This window comes from Streptomyces sp. 8N616, assembly GCF_052246385.1.
Taxonomy (GTDB): Bacteria; Actinomycetota; Actinomycetes; order Streptomycetales; family Streptomycetaceae; genus Streptomyces.
The window spans coordinates 258739-278918 of sequence record NZ_JBQQBY010000002.1; the positions used below are offsets into that span (position 1 = coordinate 258739).

The 20180-nt window shown below is 72.4% G+C and carries 17 protein-coding genes; 8 read left to right on the top strand and 9 right to left on the bottom strand.

The window, feature by feature from the left end; genetic code table 11:
• Positions 1 to 42 precede the first annotated feature (42 nt).
• A complete protein-coding gene (locus tag ACTWQC_RS02915; RefSeq protein WP_443313936.1) occupies positions 43 to 882 on the bottom strand; it encodes an SAM-dependent methyltransferase in 840 nt (279 codons plus the stop codon).
• A gap of 177 nt (positions 883 to 1059) precedes the next feature.
• Here ACTWQC_RS02915 and ACTWQC_RS02920 point away from each other — a divergent pair, with 177 nt between their 5' ends.
• Positions 1060 to 1224, top strand: coding sequence for a hypothetical protein (locus ACTWQC_RS02920; RefSeq protein WP_443313875.1), 165 nt, complete (start codon positions 1060 to 1062; stop codon positions 1222 to 1224).
• 12 nt (positions 1225 to 1236) lie between these two features.
• Here ACTWQC_RS02920 and ACTWQC_RS02925 read toward each other — a convergent pair whose 3' ends face one another.
• Positions 1237 to 2256, bottom strand: a complete 1020-nt coding sequence (locus tag ACTWQC_RS02925; RefSeq protein WP_443313937.1) for an endonuclease/exonuclease/phosphatase family protein — start codon at positions 2254 to 2256, stop codon at positions 1237 to 1239.
• A 436-nt stretch (positions 2257 to 2692) separates the two neighbouring features.
• On the opposite strand from ACTWQC_RS02925, the gene ACTWQC_RS02930 reads away from it, so the two are divergent.
• Entirely contained in the window at positions 2693 to 3511 is an 819-nt protein-coding gene (locus ACTWQC_RS02930) for a serine hydrolase (RefSeq protein ID WP_443313876.1), read from the top strand.
• Between the two features lie 46 nt (positions 3512 to 3557).
• Here ACTWQC_RS02930 and ACTWQC_RS02935 read toward each other — a convergent pair whose 3' ends face one another.
• From ACTWQC_RS02935 to ACTWQC_RS02955, 5 genes are all read right to left on the bottom strand, one after another.
• Complete coding sequence (locus ACTWQC_RS02935) at positions 3558 to 3923, bottom strand: hypothetical protein (RefSeq protein ID WP_443313877.1); 366 nt, start codon at positions 3921 to 3923, stop codon at positions 3558 to 3560.
• A gap of 337 nt (positions 3924 to 4260) precedes the next feature.
• Positions 4261 to 5028, bottom strand: a complete 768-nt coding sequence (locus ACTWQC_RS02940; protein ID WP_443313878.1) for an anti-sigma factor family protein — start codon at positions 5026 to 5028, stop codon at positions 4261 to 4263.
• Positions 5029 to 5325: 297 nt separating this feature from the next.
• Positions 5326 to 7194, bottom strand: coding sequence for a penicillin-binding transpeptidase domain-containing protein (locus ACTWQC_RS02945; RefSeq protein WP_443313879.1), 1869 nt, complete (start codon positions 7192 to 7194; stop codon positions 5326 to 5328).
• Positions 7195 to 7253: 59 nt separating this feature from the next.
• The gene (locus ACTWQC_RS02950; protein ID WP_443313880.1) at positions 7254 to 7727 is read right to left on the bottom strand and encodes a hypothetical protein; all 474 of its coding nucleotides are present in this window, start codon (positions 7725 to 7727) and stop codon (positions 7254 to 7256) included.
• Positions 7728 to 7935: 208 nt separating this feature from the next.
• Positions 7936 to 9246, bottom strand: coding sequence for a glycosyltransferase 87 family protein (locus ACTWQC_RS02955; protein WP_443313881.1), 1311 nt, complete (start codon positions 9244 to 9246; stop codon positions 7936 to 7938).
• Between the two features lie 274 nt (positions 9247 to 9520).
• Here ACTWQC_RS02955 and ACTWQC_RS02960 point away from each other — a divergent pair, with 274 nt between their 5' ends.
• The 4 genes from ACTWQC_RS02960 to ACTWQC_RS02975 all read left to right on the top strand — a co-directional run bounded on the left by ACTWQC_RS02960 (position 9521) and on the right by ACTWQC_RS02975 (position 13107).
• Positions 9521 to 9991: a hypothetical protein gene (locus ACTWQC_RS02960; protein WP_443313882.1), complete on the top strand. Its 471-nt coding sequence runs from the start codon at positions 9521 to 9523 to the stop codon at positions 9989 to 9991.
• A 235-nt stretch (positions 9992 to 10226) separates the two neighbouring features.
• Complete coding sequence (locus ACTWQC_RS02965) at positions 10227 to 11069, top strand: YqjF family protein (RefSeq protein ID WP_443313883.1); 843 nt, start codon at positions 10227 to 10229, stop codon at positions 11067 to 11069.
• Between the two features lie 105 nt (positions 11070 to 11174).
• Positions 11175 to 12131 (top strand): lysylphosphatidylglycerol synthase transmembrane domain-containing protein, encoded by a 957-nt coding sequence (locus ACTWQC_RS02970; protein ID WP_443313884.1) that lies wholly within the window; start codon positions 11175 to 11177, stop codon positions 12129 to 12131.
• Between the two features lie 157 nt (positions 12132 to 12288).
• Positions 12289 to 13107 (top strand): SAM-dependent methyltransferase, encoded by an 819-nt coding sequence (locus ACTWQC_RS02975; RefSeq protein ID WP_443313885.1) that lies wholly within the window; start codon positions 12289 to 12291, stop codon positions 13105 to 13107.
• 74 nt (positions 13108 to 13181) lie between these two features.
• Here ACTWQC_RS02975 and ACTWQC_RS02980 read toward each other — a convergent pair whose 3' ends face one another.
• Together ACTWQC_RS02980 and ACTWQC_RS02985 are read right to left on the bottom strand one after the other, a co-directional pair.
• Positions 13182 to 14048, bottom strand: a complete 867-nt coding sequence (locus ACTWQC_RS02980) for an SAM-dependent methyltransferase (RefSeq protein ID WP_443313886.1) — start codon at positions 14046 to 14048, stop codon at positions 13182 to 13184.
• A gap of 412 nt (positions 14049 to 14460) precedes the next feature.
• Complete coding sequence (locus ACTWQC_RS02985) at positions 14461 to 15363, bottom strand: NADP-dependent oxidoreductase (RefSeq protein WP_443313887.1); 903 nt, start codon at positions 15361 to 15363, stop codon at positions 14461 to 14463.
• A gap of 170 nt (positions 15364 to 15533) precedes the next feature.
• Between ACTWQC_RS02985 and ACTWQC_RS02990 the strand changes: the two genes are divergently transcribed.
• Positions 15534 to 16898, top strand: a complete 1365-nt coding sequence (locus ACTWQC_RS02990) for a LuxR C-terminal-related transcriptional regulator (RefSeq protein ID WP_443313888.1) — start codon at positions 15534 to 15536, stop codon at positions 16896 to 16898.
• A 436-nt stretch (positions 16899 to 17334) separates the two neighbouring features.
• Positions 17335 to 20130: an AAA family ATPase gene (locus ACTWQC_RS02995; protein ID WP_443313889.1), complete on the top strand. Its 2796-nt coding sequence runs from the start codon at positions 17335 to 17337 to the stop codon at positions 20128 to 20130.
• Positions 20131 to 20180: the final 50 nt, after the last annotated feature.

A 20180-nucleotide genomic window follows, 5' to 3' on the forward strand; every position in this document is an offset into this window, starting at 1 on the left:
ACGGCTTCGGACAGGCGCCGCGGGGCACCGCTGCGGCGGCGCTCAGGGCTTCCGGCCGACCACGCCGTACTGGGCCACGCCCTCGTACCCGTCCGCCGGCCCGGCGTCGAGCCGCCAGTGCGAGCAGGACACGATGCCCGGCTCCAGAATCTCCAGCCGGTCGAAGAAGCGGACCATGTCCGCCTTGCCGCGGGCGACGATCGGAGGCGTCGCGTTGTCGTTCCAGAACCGCATGGCGGCGGCGTTGGCCTCGCCGCCGAGTTCCAGGGTGGGGTGGGTCATGGCCAGGTGGCTGCCGGCGGGCACGGCGTCCAGCAGCCGGTCCACGATCGCCTTGGCGTCGTCGGTGTCCGGGATGAAGTTCAGGATGCCCAGCATCATGACGGCCACGGGCCGGTCGAAGTCCAGCGTGCGGGCGGCCGCGTGCAGGATCGCGTCCGGGTCGTACGCGTCGGCGTCGACGTAGTCGGTGGCGCCCCCCGCGGAGCTGGTGAGCAGGTCGCGGGCGTGCGCCAGCACGATGGGGTCGTTGTCGACGTAGACGATCCGGGATTCCGGGGCGACCCGCTGGGCGACCTCGTGGGTGTTGTCGACGGTGGGCAGACCGGTTCCGATGTCCAGGAACTGCCGGATCCCGGCTTCACCGGCCAGATACCGCACGGCCCGGCCGAGGAACGCGCGGTCGGCGCGGGCCACCTCGCCGATGCTGGGGTACATGGCGGTCACCTGGTCGCCGACCTCGCGGTCCACGAGGTGGTAGTCGGTGCCGCCCAGCCAGTAGTTCCAGACCCGGGCATTGTGCGCGAGACCCCCGGCATTCCTGGCAAGCTCCGCGTGCCCACTGCTCTCACTCACGCTCTGCCTCCTGATCGTCGCTGTCATCATGCCGGACCCACCGCACGGCCGTGCCCCGGGGGCGAGTTGGCGGCCGGTCACCGGCCGGCCGGCGCCGTGCCGGTGTGCCGGCCCCACGGCGTACGGCTGCCGACGCGCCGCGGGCGCCGTCCGGGCTGACCTGCGTCTACGCTCCGCGTGTAGCGGTCGTCATGCTGGCAGGTGATGTGTCTGACCGGTCTCGACGCCCACCTGGTGGAGAACCCGCGGCTGGCCGACGCCCTGCACGGTCACGACCGGCCGTCTCCGGCCTGCCCGCTGGGGTCGACGGCCTCGCCCCGGGCGGGCATGACGTCGTTCATACGCGACGCCGATTCACAGCGCTGTTGACGGAACTCTGCGTCACCTGGAGTCGTGGAGGTCCAGGGTGACCAGGAGGGCGCGGTGGTCGGTGCCTTCGAGGGCGAGGAAGCGGGCGGTCCGGGGGCGGAGGGTGTCGCTGACGAGAACGTGATCGATCTGCGCCCCGATTCCCGCGCCCGCGGTGGCGGCGGGCCAGCTCGGGGTGCGGCCCGCGCCGAGCATCCGGGCGCTGTCCCGCAGGCCGGTGTCGAGTACGGCGCGGAAGGCGGCGTGGTCCTGGGACGCGTTGAAGTCGCCCGCGACGATCGTCGGCAGGTCGCCGCGGCGGGCGGCGAAGTCGCGCAGCCGGCCGAGTTCCGACCGCCAGAGGTGCAGCCCGCCGGGGACCGGTGGCATGGGGTGGGCGACTTGGATGCGCACGCGCTGTCCGGCGACCCGGGCGACCGCGCCGGGCATGGCGAGGGTGGCGTAGACCTCGGCCTCGTTCGTCAGGGGGTGCTTGCTGAGGAGTGCGGAGCCCTCGGCCGCGCCGGCGACGACGACGTTCCGGTGCGGGTACGCCGCCCGCAGCGCCTGCGAGTTGAGGGCCGCGGCACAGCGGGGGTCGCACTCCTGGACGGATACGAGATCCGGTTTCTCCCGGCGCAGGGCGCCGAGGAGCGCGTCCGTGGCGCCGCCGAACTCGAGGTTCGCGGTCAGCACGCGCAGCTGGGCTGCCACCGGTCCGCGCGGCGCGGGCGGAGCGTCGCCGTACGGCTGTGTGAACCAGCTCGCGACGGCGAGAGCGGCGAGCCCCCATGCGCAGCCCAGTGGCCGGCGCGCGGCGGCCGCGAGCAGCAGCCCCAGACCTGCGGGCACCAGCAGCCAGGGCAGGAACGCCAGCAGCTGCGGCACCGGGGAGACGCCGTCCACCCCGGCTGCCCGGCAGGCCACCACGACGGTGACCAGCACAAGCAGCAGGCCCGACGACCACGAGGCCACCGTACGGGCCCTGCCGCGTGGCAGCGCAGTCCAGCGGGGCAGCCTGGGCGGACGCAGGACGTGGGGCGGACGCAGCAGGTGGGGGTGCCCCGGCTGATGCGGCCGCTCACTGGAGCCGACCTGCTCCTGCAGGCTCCTGTCGGTGATGTTCACGCGTCGACTCCTCAGCGTCGTCGGTCCGGGTGCCCCGGCCTGCCCGGACTCCCCGGACTCCCCATGCAGAGACGGTGCCACCGCGGCAGCCGGTTCATCGGAGATCCGGTCGGCGCTCTCTCCGTACGAGCCGTGGACGGGGCGCGGCCGGCGGCTGTGAGGCCTGCCACATCCGGGGCCGGGCCGCGTCGGGCCCGGAAGGCGGGGCAGGAGGGCTGAGCAACCTGCTGGATGCCCCTGCTCTGCACATTCGCCGTGTTCACGGACAGGTCGGGACAAAGAGCGTCAGCGGTGCGTGCCTCCCGGGCGCGCCCGGTACGTCCAGCGCTTGAGTGAGCAGCATCCAGAAAGGCACGAAAGCGTGGGCCTCTTCGGAAGAACCGCATCGATATCCGCCCTGGCGGCGGCCCTCCTCCCGGTGGTGATGGCCGCGCCCGGTGCCTCTGCCGCCGCGGGCAGCTCCGACGCGGCGATCGCCGCCGCGCTGCGGAACGCCGGGGCGATCGCCTCCGGCAATCTCTCCGTCGCCGTCGTCGATCTGGACACCGGGGCAGCCGGCCAATACGCGCCGACGGACCACAGGTTCGCCACCGCGAGCATCGTGAAGCTCGACATTCTCGCGGCCCTTCTGCTGCAGGCTCAGCGGGAGGGGCGAGCGCTGACCCTTGTCGAGCGGGAGAACGCCGAGCGCATGATCAAGGTCAGCGACAACGACGCCGCCACCTACCTCTGGCAGCGGATCGGTGGACCCGACGGCCTGGCCGAGGCCAACCGGCAACTCGGGCTCGTCGAGACCACACCGGGCACGTCCTGGGGCCTGACGACCACCACCGCATCCGACCAACTCAGCCTGCTCAGGGCGATCACGACGAGCCACTCCCCGCTCACCCCCGAGAACCGCGCGTATGCCCACGGTCTGATGACCCAGGTGGAGCGGGACCAGGCATGGGGCGTGTCGGCGGCCGCCGACCCGGGGACCACCCCGGCGCTGAAGAACGGATGGCTGCCTCGCAGTGCCACGGGGCTGTGGGTGGTCAACAGCATCGGCGAAGTCCGCCACGACGGGCACCGGTTTCTGGTCGCCGTCGTCTCGGACGACCAGCAGGCCATGGATCCCGGCGTCCAACAGGTGGAAACCGCCGCCAGGGTGGCCACAGACGCTGTCGCCGAATCCTCGTAGGGGATCCTGAAGCAGACATCGCGCCGGGTCTGTCGACAGCGTCCCCTCAGGCGGCCTTCGGGCTGCAGTCCCGATCGGCTCGCGGGTCTCGCAGGAGAGCGAGGAACTCGGCGACGGAGCAGGCGGAGAGGCGGCGCTGCAGGACGGTGGTGTGCCGTCGGGCGCCCTCGACGTCCTCGCCGTAGTCGTAGCTGATGATCAGCTCTCCTCCGCGCCAGCGGAGGTCGACCCCCGTCGGCTGGACGCTGTCGCCCGACTGCAACCCCAGCGTGATGCTGAGCAGTTCCACGGCCAGGCGGCCGGCCTTCATCAAGCGCGAGCCCCGCGTGCCCCGCCAGACGATGTCGAGGTGCTCCTCCGCGGGCGCCGCCGGATCGATGCCCGCGGGGATGGCTGTGGGTTTCTCCGGCATTCCTCTACCCCTTCGGAACGACTCTGCGGAACGTAGCGGCCCGTACGCCCGGTTCACGCGCGCGTGGACGGGCGCGGTGAGGCCTCATGGCCTACTACGCGGGGAGGCGGAACCCGGGTTCACCGGCCCGGCCCGGGATCCGCGGGGCCCTCAGCTCTCTCGTTCCGGCTCCTGGGCGGCCGGGCCGATGACGGCGCGGACGTGTGCCGGGAGCACGCACGCGCGGGCCGCCAGCAGGTCGACGAAGGCGGTCGTCATGCACGGCGGGCGGATTTTTCCGCTGCCCCGCCCCCTTCCCGGCTGCGGGCCATATCCGGCTTCGCCGGGTGGTGGGCTCCTAGACCGGCACGGTCACGAGGGTCTTGCCCTGGGCGTTCCGCACCTCGACGGCCCTGACCCTCTCCAGAGCGACGGCGGCTCCGCCGTCGAGGTTGCTGCCGTTCTTCTCGTCCGCCGGGGAGACCAGCCAGCTCACCGCGACCTCGCGGGTGCCGTCCCGCGCGACGACCACGAGGCGGCACTTCTCACCGGCCGGGACACCGGCCACGGAGGCGTTGAGGCGGACCCACCCCGCGGCCGGGGTCACGTTGACCACGATGCGCGCGCCAGTGCGCGGGTCGGTCCTCGACGCGACCTTCACGGGAGCCGATGGCGCGGCGGATGGCGCGGCCGATGGCGCGCTGGTCGCCGTACGCGCCGTCGACTGCGCCACCCCCGGGCCGCCATGGTCGGGTGACGTCGCGCGCCCGACGAGCACCGCGCCGCCGAGTCCGAGGACCGCCACCGCGGCCGCGACCGCCGGCCGGACGGCCCGTGACCGCAGCCGCCGCGTACGGGCGGGGCTCTGCTCCCGCCCGGCCTGTACCGTCCGCTGCACCAGAGCCTCACTGACCTGCGGTGGCGGCGCGTCGGGCAGCACCCGGTCCAGCGGGGCGGTGCTCAGCACGGCACGCAGTTCGCGCAGTTCGGCGAGCTCGCAGTTGCAGGGAGCGCACGTCGCGAGGTGCGCCTCCATGGCCCGCGCGTCCTCCTGCTCGAGCGCGCCCAGAGCATACGCGGCGAGTGACCCGAGGAGTTCCGGATCGTGCTCCGGTGCAGGGTTCATGCGAACCCCTCGCCCTGTGTCATCGTTCACTCGCCCCTTCCGCGCGCCACGAGTCTCCTGCCCGGGTGACGTACGCCCGGCAGGGTTGGTTCACCGGGGTGGCGGCGGCTCCGCACCGGTCGACTCCTCGGCGCGAGCGGCTTCAGCACGAGCGTCCTTCGTCGGCGCAGCACACGACGTCGGCGCGCGCCTCAGGCCAGCCGGCTCAGCCAGCCGACTCAGGCCAGCCGGGCTCAGGCCAGCCGGGCTCAGGCCATCCGGGCTCAGGCCATCCGGGCTCAGGCCGGCCGCCTCGCCTCAGTCGAGACCGCGCAGGAACTCCGCCGCCACCGGGCCCGCGTTCTTGCCGCCCGAGCCGCCATCCTCCACGAGGACCGCGAAGGCCAGGTCACCGCGGAAGCCGATCATCCAGGCATGGGTGCGCGGTGGATTCTCGGTGCCGAACTCGGCCGTACCGGTCTTGGCCGCCGGGCTCCCGGAGATGCCGCGCAGCGCCTTCCCCGAGCCCTCGGTCACGACCGCGCCCATCAGCGTGCGCAGTTGCCGCGCGACGTCCGGGTCCAGCGCCTTCGCTGCCTTGTACTTGTTCTTCACGGCGCCCGGGACCAGTACGGGCTGCCTGAACGTGCCCGACTGGACGGTGGCGGCGACGGACGCCATGACGAGCGGGCTGGCCTCGACCCTCCCCTGGCCGATCATGTCCGCCGCCTTCTCGTTCTCGTCCGCGGCCTCCGGCACGCTGCCGTCGAACGTGGCGGCCCCGGCGTCCCACTCCCCGCCGATGCCGAACTGCCCGGCAGCGTCCGTCAGTCCCCCGTCCCCGATCCTGCCGCGCAGCCCGATGAAGGCCGTGTTGCAGGACTGGGCGAAGTCCTTGCGGAACGTCGTACCCGAAGGCAGATCGAATTCGTCCTGGTTCTGGTATTTCTGGCCACCGACGCTGACCGTACGGGGACAGGGCACGGCGCTGTCCGGCGTGACTCCGTTCCGCAGCAGCGCCGCCGTCGTGATCACCTTGAAGGTGGACCCGGGTGCGTAGCGGCCGCTGAGTGCCCGGTTCTCCGCGGAGTCGGGGGTGTTCGCGACGGCCAGGATCTCGCCGGTGCCGGGGCGCAGGGCCACGAGAGCGGCCTTCTTCTCCACCTTCGCGAGGGCCGCCTCGGCCGCCCGCTGGGTCTTCGGATCGATGGTGGTCTCGATCGGCGTGCCCGCCTTCCCCTTGCTGCGGTAGAGAGCGGGGCCCGCTTCCTGCACCTCGTTGAGGACGCGGACCGCGATGGTGGCGGTGCCGGCGAGCTGCTTCTGGTAGCGGTACTGCAGCCCCGTGGCACCGACCTCGTCGGAGTTCTCCGCGGCCGGCCCCGCGTTCTTCAACGTCTCGGTCGTGGCGGGCCGGACGCTTCCGATCAGCGGCTTCGCGGTCGTGGCCACCGCACGCTTGTGGTCGCGGAACTGGAACCCGGGTACCGGCAGCAGCTTCTCGCGCACCTTTCTGTACACCTCGTCCCTGAGGGTGATCACGGGGACGGCCTGGTCCGGCTTCGCCGCGTCCACCCGGGACTTGAGCGCGTCGGTGTCGATGTCGACGCCGAGGTCGGGGTCTTCCAGGGCCCGGTAGGCGCGGTCGGGGTCGGAGAGCTTGGCGGGCCAGATGCTGATGTTCCACACGGTGGTCTCGGGTGCGAGGTTGGTGCCGTCCGCGGCCAGGATCCCGGCGCGGGGGGCCAGGTCGCGGTAGCGCACCAGGCGGCTCCCGGGCTCCGTCAGCTCCGGGTGCAGGAGGGTCGGGGCGAAGTGGACCTTCCAGTCGCCGTCGGACTCCCATACCTCGGCGGCGGACCCGTACGTCCACGTACCCGCCCCGTCAAGTGTGAGCCGGGCCCGGAACGCGACGCTCGCCCTTCCCTCCTTCTTCCCGTCCTTCCTCTTCCCCGGCGTGAACTGCGCCTTGCCGATGCCCAGTTCCTCGTCGAGGCGGGCCAGCTCGGCCTTGGCCGTGTTCGGGTCGTCGGTGAAGGAGGCGGCCTTCTCCTCATCCCCCGCGGCCCAGGCGGAGAGGAACGACGCGACCGCCTCCGTGGCCTCGTCCTGGTCGGAGCAGCCGGTGGCGAGGCTCGCGATCACGGTTGCCGCGAGTGCCGCTGCGCGAGTGCGTCGGTGTCGCATGAAGGTTCTTCTCCTGGGTCGATACCGTCGATACGGTCGATACATGTACTACCCGGGCGTCAGGCAATGCTGATGATGCGAATCCTGCCGGGACTTTGGCCGCCTTCCGACCGCACGACGATGTCGAAGAGGAAGGAGTCCCCCGTCCCGGGGTGCAGCGCCGCCTCTTTCCCCGTCTCGAGGGCCGGCGTGGTGGATTCGTTGCGCTCGCCGGGCCCCGAACCGCTGATCACAATGATCTTGACCGGCGCCCGGCCGACATTCCGCACCGTGAGGGATCGTGTTTTCGGGCACTTTCCCCCATGCGCTCGGGCGCAGTTGAAGCGCGTGTCGCCGAATGCGACGGTGCCGCACGAGATTTCCAGCCCGCGGTCGCGCAGGGACGCGCACGTCTGACCGATCTGGATCCTCGGGTGCTCTGCCGGTCGGTCTCCCGCCTCCGGCGGGTCCCCCATCGATCCGGCCAGCAGGATTCCCGTCACGACGAGGGGAATCGAGACGGCCCCGATCACGGCGGTCTCGTATCCGCGCATGGCTGTGTTCCTTCTCCCCCGGGTCACCGATCGACAGACGGCTGTGTGAAGGCTGCCGCCGGAAGGAGGGAACGTAGCGTCACGGGGGGCGGTTCACCCGGGGAGGCGTCGATCGCGGCGCCGACGCCCGGTACCGGTGGGGCACCACCCGCCCAGCGGTAGTCCCCCTGGCCCAGCGGCCGTGAAGTGCCCCCAGGGGGAGGGCGCGTCAAGGGGCAAGCCCACCGCAGGCGCGGTGCTCCGCCCGACGCGCGCCGGCCGTCGCCCGCCACAGGCGCCATGCGGAGAGTCCCGCGGCGGCGAGCAGCAGCAGATTGCGGGCGTACAGCACGGCGATGGCCAACGGGTCGGCGTCCGCGCGGAGCTGGGCGTAGAGGAACGGGAACTCGGCGACCGTGAACACGCAGGCGGCGAGGAGCAGCCAGGCCACCGGGCGCTGGGTGGTTGCCGGACGCAGCAGACACACCGCGGCCAGACCGACCAGCCAGACCATGTACTGCGGGCTGATCACCCGGCTGGTCACCACGAACAGCAGCACCGCGGTCAGCGCCGCGTCCGGAAGGACCCGCACCGCCGCCCGGTCCGAGCGCGTACGCCACCACAGCAGCCAGCCCAGGGCGAGCACCGACAGCGCCTGGCTGCCCCAGACCACCCACTGCACACCGGGGCCGACGAACTCGTGCGAGCCGTACCTCTCGGCCCAGCCGCCGCTCCACCCGAAGTGGCGAGCCACGTGGAACGGCAGCGAGCCCACCGACTCGATCTGTATGCCCCGCTCCTTCTGCCCGCTGAGGAAGGAGAAGGCGTGCGGCATGGTCAGCGCGAGGCAGGCCGCCGACACGGCAGCGGCCACCGCCGCGTACGTGACGGCCGTACGCGTTCGGCCACCCCTGCCCGTACCGGCGAGCAGCAGCACCGGCCATACCTTGATCATCGCGCCGACGGCGGTCAGCGCCCCGAAGACCCGGTCGGCCCATGCCTTCCGGGAGGCGGCGGCGATCAGCGCGGCCATCGCGACCGCGGTCACCATCACGTCGAAGCGCCGCCACGGCACGGTGCCCAGGAGGGCGAGGCCGGCTATCCAGAGCCAGGGGCCCGCCATCGAACTGCCGCGGCGGGTGGCCGCATAGAGCAGCCCGGCCAGCACCGCGGCGTCGCAGAGCGCGCACAGCACGACGAAGGCGTGGCCGTAGTCCAGGAACGGGACCAGGCCCGGAGCGAGGATCGGGGCGGCGGCGCCGGGCGGGTACTGCCAGGTGACGTCGTGTGCCGGGAAGGCGCCGCCGCTCAGCACCGCGAACCAGCGCGGATAGAACTCGTCGACCGACCGGTCGAGACCGCCGGGCTGGTGGAACGGGCCGATCTCCAGCGCGGCGGAGACCAACCACAGCCGGGTGAGGGCCCAGACGGCTGTCGCGGACCATATCGCGTGTCGCGCGTACGGCCGCTTGACCGGATCCTGGGCGCGGGCGGCGGGTGCGGGGAGATCGGTGGCGGTTTGCAGGCTTTGGTAGGGCAATGGCTGTATCCCTCGGTGCGACGTCGTCGGGGTGATAGACGCTGCGGACGGCGTCCGGGTTCGCGTCGTCGTCCAGGCGCCCGGAGCACCTGCCCGCCGGTACTTTCTGCCCAGGCCCGTACGCCTCGATCGCGGATTCCTCCACCGGGCTCCCGAATTCGCCGCTTTTCCCGGCCGCGCCGCCGATCGGTGAACCGGGCGCCGTCAGGTCCGTACTCCCTGATGAAGGCCCCCTGCATGGCCCCATGCACGGGAAGCGTGAGGAGGTCACATCATGGCCGCCACCGAAAGCCACCCGTCCTCGTGGAGCCGGGACGCGGTCCCCCCGGGTCACCACGCGTCGCCGGATACCGCCGGAACGCTCAGGGCGTGGCTACCGCCGGGTGATGTCATCCGCAGCGTGCCGGTCGGCGTCTGGTGGGACGTGGTGCGCATGCCCGAAGCGCTGGGTCTCGACGTGTTCCACGCGCTGCCCGCCTCGGACCGCCACTTCGTCATCCACGACACCTGGGGTCCGCAGCCCCGGCTGTATTTCCTCGTCCCCGCCGGCACCACCGCGTTCTGGCGCGCGGAGCACACGGAGAGGCTCGGCTGCCATACCTTCATCGGAGTGCCGGGGCGGCTTCGCCGGGAACCGCCGGGCCCGCACTGGGCCGCGGCCCCCGACTGGCACGCACCCGGGCCCCTGGTCCCCGTCGGACTGCTGCTGGCCGCGGTGGGTCACCACTCGCGCTGCGAGCGCTGACGCGCGATACGTGACGCTGTCCCGCCCTACGTGACGCTGCACCAGGGCCAGGCTCCCGGTGCAGCATCACGTATGAGGGGGACTTCAATTCCCCGTGCACGGGGGAACGTTGGCATGTGACCGGGCACGGGCGCCGCGGCGCCGACAGCAGCCGACGCGGAATCGCTGTGCTGCTGCCGGATACATTGGCCCGGCTCGACATGCCGCCCCCCGCAGCCGAATTGGAGCCGGTCCGATGGAACACCGTGAACGTGATGCCGGCCCCGGCCCCGCCCCCCTGACCGCGACAGCGCCCCACACCATCCGCCGGGCGATCCTGGCGCAGTGGTGGACCGATGTGACGTTCCTGCACTGGCCGGCCGACCCGGACGCCGTCGCGCCCCTGCTGCCGCGCGGCATACGCCCCGATGTCCTCGACGGCACGACGTACGTCGGTCTCGTGCCGTTCCGCATGGAGCGGGTGTCCATCGGCCGCCGCCCGGCTCTCCCCTATCTGGGCACCTTCCCGGAGACGAACGTGCGGCTCTACAGCGTGGACGGCCGAGGGCGGCGCGGAGTCGTCTTCCGGAGCCTCGACGCGGCCCGCCTGCTGCCGGTCCTCAGCGGCCGGGCCGGGTTCCGGCTGCCCTACCTCTGGTCATCCATGAGCATCACCCGGGACGGCAGCCGGCTCACCTACACCGGGCGGCGCCTGCCCCCGGAACGCCGCAGGAAGTACCGCATATCCGTGGAGATCGGCGGGAAGCTGGAGCGGCCGGGCGAGCTCGAGTCGTTTCTCACCGCGCGCTGGGGGCTGCACGTCGACTGGTACGGACGCACCCTCCACCTCCCCAACGCGCACCCCGCATGGCCTCTCCACACGGCCCGCGTCCACCACCTCGAAGAGGACCTGATACGGGCCGCGGGTCTCGCCGCTCCGCAGGGGCCGCCGTGCAGCGTGCTCTACTCCCCCGGTGTCCCCGTCGTGTTCGGGACGCCCGCGACCGCACAGCCTTCGGGACCGGCGGCCGTCTCGACAGCATCCCTGTCGTCCGCGTCGTCCGCGTCGTCCGCGTCGTCCGCGTCGTCCCCGTCGTGATCGAGAACCAGCGTCGCACCGCCACCTCGGCGACCTCCGTACGCCGGCCGCCCGTCGGCCGCCCGTCGCCCGGTGTTGGCCCGGTGCGTTGAGCCTGTACCCACCATGGCGACAGAAACGGCTCCCCGGTGGCGGCGACTTCCGCTGCGCGAGATTGCCTGCCTCGTCCCGGTCGTGGCCGTGGCCGCGTGGGCCGTATGGTCCTGGCCGGTCGTCGAAGAGGGCTTCCTCCGGATGCTGGCCGCCGACCGCTCCTGGCTCGTGGCGGCCGCCGCGGCCACCGGGATGGCCTGGGTCGCCGCGGCCTTCGCGCGGCAGGGCGCCGTGGTCGAGCGGCTGCCCCCGGCCCGTCTGCTGGCCACGCAGTTCGCCGCCTCGTCCGCCAACCACCTGCTGCCGTCGGGCCTCGGCGCGGGAGCGGTGAATCTCCGGTTCATGTCCGTCTGCGGCCTGCCGCCCGCCCGCTCCTCGGCTGCGCTGGCCCTCTATCTCCTCGCCGAGTCCGTCGCGCGGGTGGCTCTGCTGCTGTCGCTGCTCGCCGCGTTTCCGCATGCGCTGCGGATCGGGCACCTGGTGCCGGGCGGGGCCCTGACGTCGCTGGCCATGACGGGCGGGGTACTCCTCGCCGCGGCGCTCCTGCTGATCGCCGCCGTACGCCCCCTGCGCAGAGTCGTCAGGACCTTTCTGAGCACCGCCCTCAGCGAGGCGCGCTCCATCCACGCCAGGCCGGACCGCGTCCTCGCCCTCTGGGGCGGATCGCTGGCCTTTCCGGCTCTGCAGGCTTCGGGTCTTGTGGCGGTCGGCCTCTCCCTCCACCTGCCGGTTCCGGCGATGCACGTGGCGGTCGCCTACCTCGCGGCCAGCGTCATGGCCGCCGCGGTCCCGACACCGGGCGGCATCGGGTCCGTTGACGCAGCACTCGCCCTCGCGCTGATCACGGTCGGTGCCCCTGCGGCCGTGGCCACGGCGGCGGTTCTGGCCTTCCGGCTCATCACGGTGTGGCTGCCACTGCTTCCCGGAGCGCTGATGCTGGGCGCGCTGGTGCGCTGGAAGGTGCTGTGACCGCGCGGCCCGCGAGGCCGCAGCACGGGGCCAACTCCCGTACGCGTGTTGCCCGTTACGCCCGCCCTCGCTGGGCCCCGCGCTCCTTTACGCCCGTGCCCGGATTTCGGTTCCATTCCGGTAGCCGCCCCGGCACTGATCGTGCACATTGGGCTCCATGACTCACGATCAGACCACCCCGCCCACGATCGACACCAGCGTGCCGCACTCCGCCCGGATGTACGACTACTGGCTCGGCGGCAGCAGTAACTTCGCCGCTGACAGGGCCCTGGGCCAGGCCTTCGAGCAGGCGATTCCCAGCATCAGGACCATGGCCAGGGAGAACCGCAGATTCCTCGGCCGGGCCGTGCGCTCCATGGCAGAGGCGGGCATACGCCAGTTCCTCGACATCGGCACCGGCATCCCGGCCGCGGGCGACACCCACTCCGTCACCGAGATCATCGCGCCCGACAGCCGCGTCGTGTGCGTGGACAACGACCCGATCGTGCACGCCCACGCACAGGCCCACGCCCGGGCCCGGATGGCCGACGGCGAGCAGCCCAGAACCGTATACCTGCAGGCGGATCTGAGGCATCCGGACCAGATCCTCGAAGCGCTCGCCCTCAAGGCCACACTCGACCTCGACCGGCCGGTCGGGCTGCTGCTGGTCGCGATCCTCATGCTTCTCGGCGACGAGGACGATCCGTGGGCGAGCACCGCCACCCTTTTCGACGCCCTTCCGCCGGGCAGCCACGTCGCCATCTCCCACCCCAGCCAGGACTTCAACCCGTCGGCGATGGCCGAGGTCGTCCGAGCCGCGGAACAGGGCCACATGACCCTCGTCCCGCGCGACCGGGGCCAGGTCGAGAGGTTCTTCGGCGACTGGGAACTCGTCGCCCCCGGAGTCGTGCCCGTGATGAGCTGGCACCCGGAGGACGACCGGCCGACCGACCCCAACGCCGCCTACTACTGGGCGGGCGTGGCCCGAAAGCCCTGACGGACCGGCACCCCGCGGCGGTCACGCCCCGCCGGCGGTCACGCCCCCGCCCGATGGTCACGCCCCGCCGGCGGTCACGGCTTGAAGCCCACGCCGGCCCACAGGCTGACCTCGGCGTCGGTGACCTCGCCCGTGGCGACGGTGGCGTCCGTGCCCTCGTCGGGATGCCAGCGATGCGCGACCTCGACGCCCGGCCCGACCATGTCCAGGCCCTTGAAGAACCCCTCGACCTCGGTTTTGCCGCGGAGCTGCGCGGGGGTGCCGCTGCTGATGTATATATCGACGACCCGCTGCCAGGTGGCGGGGTCGAAGTCCTGGGTGCAGTGCGACAGCGCGAGCGCGGAGCCGGACGGCAGCGCGGACATGAGGCGGTCGACGATTCCGTAGGGGTCCTGCTCATCGGGCACGAAGTGCATGAGCGCGTTGAGGCTGAGCGCGACCGGCTGGGTCAGATCCAGCGTTCCGGTCAGCTGAGGAGCCGTCAGAATGGTCTCCGGATCGAGGACGTCGGCCTCGATGTACGCGGTGCGGCCCTCGTCCGAGCTGATGAGCAGCGCGTTGGCGTGAGCGAGCACGACCGGGTCGTTGTCCACGTAGACGACGCGCGCGTCGGGCGCGACGGCCTGGGCCACCTCGTGCAGATTGGGGCTGGTCGGGATGCCCGTTCCGATGTCGAGCCACTGGCGGATGCCGCGCCGGGCGAGCAGCCGGGTCGCGCGGTGCATGAAGGCCCTGTTGGCACGCGCGCACACCTTGATCCCCGGGAACGCCGTGACGACCTTGGCAGCGGCCTCGCGGTCGGCGGGGTAGTTGTCCTTGCCACCGAGGTAGAAGTCGTACATGCGGGCGCTGTGGGGCTTGTCCTGCCGCAGGTCGCGATCAGCCCACGTACCGGCGGCGCCGCTCCCCGTGTCGTGGCCGGCGGATCCGTGCGCTGCCATGCGCTCTCCTCTATGTGGGAACGATCACTCGATGGTGTGCGGAATCCTAGGCATCGCCGGAAACTCGCCGGTGCACCCCAACTACCTTGATGCATGGGCGGGTTGCCGTGCTACAGGGCAACTCGCGCCCCCCGCGGTGATGTTCTGCGCGCAGTCCACGTACTGCATCACCGCGGCGACCATCAGCAGGCCCGTCGCTTCTACCCGTACCACTCTCCGGTCGCGGGGCCCGATGCGCTCCGGGCCGTCCTGGCAGCCACGCCCGACCTCGCGCAGCAGCCCGGCGAGCGGGGACCGCTCCCCCGAAGTCCATCATCGCGATCGGGAGACCGGTCCCTCGAACGGCGAGGGTTCGGCCGGCCGGCCCCGGCGACCACTGCCGGGGCCGGCCCACGGGCCATGGGTGTCCGTACTACGGGCGCAGCACGAGCTTGCCGCGTACATGCGCGGCCTCGCTCACCGCCTGGGCCTCGGCCGCGGCCGCGAGCGGAAAGATCCGGTCGACCGGGATCCTGAGCCTGCCCTGTACGGCGAGGCGGGCCTGCTCGGCGAGCGCCTGAGGGGTGCGCTGGGCTCCCGCGGAGAAGGGGACCCCGAACTCGGAAGCACTCGGGTCGGCGATGGTGACGATGCGGTCCGGCGTACCGCCGCGCAGCTCGATCGAGTCCTTCAGCGCCCCCTTGCCCGCCACGTCGAAGACCGCGTCCACCCCCTTCGGGGCCACCGCGCGGACCCGACTGACGAGTCCGTCGCCGTAGGCGAGAGGGATGGCGCCGAGGGAGCGCACGTAGTCGTGGTTGGCCGGTGAGGCGGTGCCGATGACGGTGGCGCCGAGGGAGACGGCCAGCTGGACGGCAGCCGTCCCGACCGCACCGGCGGCACCGTGCAGCAGCAGCGTCTCGCCATCCTCCACGCCGAGCAGGCCGAGGACGCGCTGCGCCGTTTCGGCGGCCACCGGCAGCGCGGCGGCCTCCTCCCAGCTGAGTTCGGCCGGCTTGCGGGCGACGACCGTAGCGAGGGCGTACGTGGCGTAGGCGCCGGTGTCGGTGGTGCCGAACACCTCGTCGCCGACCGCCGGCGTGGCGCCCTCGCCGACCTCGTCGACCACTCCGGCGGCCTCCATACCGGGGATCGCGGGGAACGTGGTCGGAAACACGTCCTGCACCCAGCCGCTGCGAATCTTGTAGTCGAGGGGGTTGACGCCTGCCGCCTTGACGCGCAGCCGCACCTGTCCGGGTCCCGGGTGAGGCTCCGGGGCCTGTGCCAGACGCAGCACCTCGGGTCCGCCGAATTCCTCGAAGACGATGGCTTCCATGTCCGTCCTGTCCCTGCGTTGAGAGTTTCTTCGATAAGTGCCTTGAGAGTTCCTCTCGGCTCCCTGAAGCCTCTGTCGTCGGGACCTGACGCCCGGCCATCCTTACGGAGAGTTCGTACCTGGCCGAAAGGACAGCCGAGCAGGCCGGGGAGGCGTTTAACCTGGCGGTCATGGAGTTCACGGAAGCAGGAACGGGCGCAGGAGCGGGCGCAGGAACGGGCGCGGGAACGGGCGCAGGAACGGAAACAGGAGCAGCGGCCGTTCTGGCAGCGGCCGTCGAGGTGATCCGGGCGCCGCTGGCCGAGATCCTGCCCCGGCTCTCCGCCGCCCTGGTGGGACCGGCTCCGCACCACGCGGTGGCGGAGCTGTCCAGCGAGTGCACCTATGCGCCGTTCAAGACCCACGGCGACCCGGTGGGTGACCGGCGGATCACGAATGCCGAACTGGCCGCGCTCGCCCCCTCCGTACCCGCCGGGCAGCCGTGGCAGGGACGGGCCCGTGTCGCCGGAACCGAGCTTCCCGTCCTCGCCGTTTCCAGCGACGTCGTCCCCAGGGGAGCGCTCCTGGTCCTCGTACGCACCGACGACTCCGCGCTCCCGCCGGCAGTCACCGCGCTCGCCCAGACGCTCTGGGACCTCGTGACCGCGCACCGGGACCGCATGACCGCGGAGGCGGTGCCGGGAGTGCTGGCCCAGTCACGGGTCGCGGCGGACACCCGGGCCAGAACCATCGCAGAACTCGGCGACGCGCACGAGGCCACGCTGACCGGGCTCCTTGGCGTACTGCGAAGCCGTGCGCTCGACGACTCGTCGGCCCGTGGCAGGGCGGTCGACCTCGCCGTCTCCGCGCTGGTCGACCTGCGCGCGGAGGCGGAGCGGGACCAGGCGCTGGTCGAGGAGCCGGCGGGCCAGGCGTTCGAGCGGCTGGCCGACTCGCTCCGGCCGCTGCTGCGCCACAGCCAGGTGCGGCTCGACCTGGCTCCTCCGGAGGAGGAGAACGGAGCTGCCGACCGGCTGCTGTCCGCCGACGTTGCGAACGCTGCGCGAGCCGCGGTACGGGCGGTGCTGCTCGCCGTCCTGGAGCAGGGTCCGGAGCCGGTGCGGCGCGTTCACGTCGGATGGAAGGTCGACGATCGTGAACTGCACGCGACGGTACGGGACGACGGGCCCGGCGCTGTGTCGCGGGACGCGCTCGCTGCGCGCCGGGTCGGTGAGCGGCTGGCCGCGCTCGGAGGCGGGCTCGGCCTGGACGCGGTGCCCGGCTGGGGCACGACGGTGACGGTCACAGTGCCGCTCGCCCCGCACGGGCCGCAGCAGGCCAGGCGGGCGGACCCGCTGTCCGCGCTGGGCGCACGCGAACTGGAGGTGCTCGGTCATCTCGCCCGGGGCCATCGCAACCGGGTCATCGCACAGGAACTGCACATCAGCGAGTCGACGGTGAAGTTCCACGTCGCCAACATCCTCGGCAAGCTCGGCGTCACGACCCGGGGCGAGGCGGCCGCACTCGCCCATACATGGGGTGGGGCCGCCGCCTGACCGAGCCGACCGGCCCCCGGGCGGCTTCGCCCTCCGTCCGCCAGGACCGCTGTGAGCGCCCGAGGCGGGGACGCCCCCTCCTTCATCTGGAGCTCACTCATGCGCGTCCATCGCGTCGATCCCGTCGACGTCGTGCCGCCTTGGCAGCAGTTACGTCAGTGGCGACAGTCCCGCTGCTCGCACCCTGCACGGGCCGGACGTCTCCCAATTCCGTGTCTCCCCCCGGTGCACGCCGGGTTCGACTACCAGATCGGCCGCGCCTACCCCCCTTCCCCCCGCCGCCCGGGGTGGCCGTGATCAGCCGCGACCGCAGCGCCGCCCCCGCGTCGTTCGCGGGACGGCGGCAGGTGCGCGCGTACACACACGTCGGCGGCCCGCGCCGCCCCCGACGGGTGGCAGGCGGTTTCCGACCGACGTTGTCGAGTTCTCTGCGAGAATGACCGGAGAATCCGCATTCCCTGGAGCATCGGTGGAAAATCCTGCGAAGGCCCGTGAAAGCCAGGGATCGGGGCGTGGTCCCGAGGGACCGGCGGTGGGCCGCGACACCGAGATCGCACGTCTCTTCCGGCTCGTCGACGCCGATCAGACCCACAGCGAGGTGCTGATCCTCACGGGAGATCCCGGTGCGGGCAAGAGCATGCTGCTGGACATCGCTGCCGACCGAGCGGCCAGCGCGTGCCGGCGAGTCCTGCGCGCGGTGGGCAGCGAATCCGAGGCGAATCTCGGGTTCGCCGGTCTCCACCAGTTGCTCCGTCCCGTGCTGGACGAGGTGGAGAACCTGCCCTCCCGGCAGCGCTCCGCGCTCCTGGGCGCCTTCGGTCTCGGCGAAGCCGCCGAGACCCCGGACGCCATGCTCGTGGATCTTGCGGTGCTGACGCTGCTGTCCGAGCTGGCCGAGCCGGCACCACTGCTGGTAGTGGTCGATGACGCACAGTGGATCGATCGTGCGTCGCTGGACGCGCTCTCCTTCGTGGCCCGGCGGATGGACAGCGAACCCATCACCCTGCTGGTGGGCGTACGCGCCGCGGATCCGCTGCCCGGGCTCGACCAGGGATATCAGCGCCTCACCCTCGGACCGCTCGCCCCCGAGGCCGCTAACCGGCTGCTCGACCTGCAGGCCGCGCCACCCGGCGGCCGCACCCGGATGCGGATCCTGGAGCAGGCAGTCGGCAACCCACTGGCCCTGGTGGAACTTTCCCGCGCCGCGGCGCTCCGGGGCCCGGCGGGCGGAACCGCGGAGGGCCCACTGCCGGTCACCGACCGGCTGGAGCGCATCTACGCCGGGCAGGTGGCGGATCTGCCCGAACCCACCCGCCGAGCCCTGCTGTTGCTGGCGGCAGCGGACGCCGCGGACGCGTCGGCGGCGTCGCTCGGCCTGCCCGAAGCGGACGACAAGGCGTGGCTCCCCGCCGAACAGGCCGGTCTCGTACGCCAGGACGGCCCCGGAGTCTCCTTCCGCCACCCGCTCATCCGCTCGGCGGTCTACCACTCCGAGTCCTTCGAGGCCCGGCGGGAGGCGCATCTGGCCCTCGCCGAGCGGTTGCGCGGGGAACCGGACCGGCGTGCCTGGCACCTCGCCGCCGCGACACTGCGCCCCGACGAGGGCGTGTCGGCCGCACTGCGGGAGACGGCGGACCGCGCCCGGCGCCGCGGCGGCTACGCGGCTGCCGCGGCCGCCCTGGAGCGCGCCGCGAAACTCAGCCCGCACCGCGAGGACCGGGCGCGCCTGCTGACGGACGCCGCGGCCATGGCAGTCTTCACCGGCCGCCTCACGTGGGTCGAGCACCTGGCCGCCCAGGTTCGTACCTCCACTGACGATCCGTCACTCGTGAGCAGCGCTTGGCTGGCGAGCGGGGAGCTCATGGCCATGACGCAGCAGCATGCGAAGGCGTTCGCCCTCCTGTCGCGCGTCACGGACGAGGCGGCGGTTGCGCAGTCGCCCGTGGCACTGGACGCAGTGGCCGCGGCGGCAGTGGTGGGCTACTACTCGGGCGAGGATTCCCAACGCCGGTGGATCCAGGACGTATTGGCCCGTATCCCCGACGATCCCTCCCGCGCTGCGCTGCGCGCCTGGGTGCTGGCCGTCTCGGACCCGAGCGGCAGCAGGGCGCAGCTGGCTCCCGTACTGCCTGGCCTGATCGCCGGGACGGAGAACGACCCGGGACGGCTGACCGCGCTCGCCATCGTCGCCTGGATCCTCGACGAGACCGCCCTCGCCGTCAGGACGTTCGACGAGGCATTCGACCGCTGGCAGGCGCGCGGGCCGCTGCCCGACGGGCTGGCAGGCGCGGCCGGATGGGCGTACCTGGAGCAGGGGCGGTGGACTCAGGCCCGTATGGCCTCCACCGACATCGCCGACGTGGCGTCGGTGTCCGGACTCGACCACGCCGAGGCGTGCGCGTGCGCGATCGACGCCACGGTGCTCGCCCTGCTGGGCGAGCAGGCGGGCGCGCGGGAGCGTGCCGGGCGGGCCCTGGCCCTCGTCGATCCGGTGGAGAGCCGCTCCATCGCGGTCTCCGCGCGGCGCGCCCTGGGCCTGGCCGCCGTGGCCGAGGGCGACTACGACACGGCGTACGAGCAGTTCCGCTCCGCCTTCACCGGCGACGGCGATCCGGTCCACTACCACGTCTCGTACACCGTTCTGGCCGAACTCGCCGCGGCAGCCAGCCGCAGTGGGCGGCGGGAGGATGCCTCCGAGGTGCTGGAGCGGTCGGCGCGCCGCCTCGGCGAGGGCATGTCGCCGCGGATCGCCGTACTGATCAACCGAGGCCGCGCCCTGCTGGCGGATCCCGGGGCCGGCGAACCGTACTTCCGGGCGGCCCTGGCGGACTCCACCGACGAGCAGTGGCCCTTCGAGCAGGCGCAGACGCGGCTGGACTACGCCGAGTGGCTCCGCAGGCAGCGCCGCATCACGGAAGCCCGTCCGCTGCTGACCGCCGCGCTCGAGACCTTCCAGCGGCTGGGCGCCCGGCCGTGGGTCGCGCGCACGCAGGCCGAGCTGCGCGCCGCGGGCATCGAGGCGAGCACCTTCGTCCCCAGTGCCTTTGCCGAACTGAGCCCTCAGCAGCAGCAGATCGTCCAGCTCGCCGCGCGTGGCCTGACGAACCGTGAGATCGGCGAGAAGCTGTTCCTGTCGCCGCGTACGGTCGGCTCCCACCTCTACCGGGTCTTTCCCAAGCTGGGCATCACCGCCCGCTCACAACTCCGCGACGTCATCGAGAGCACCCGGTAGGGCGCCTCCGGGGCACAGGCGTGAAGCCGAAGCAGCCCGGTGCTGATGAT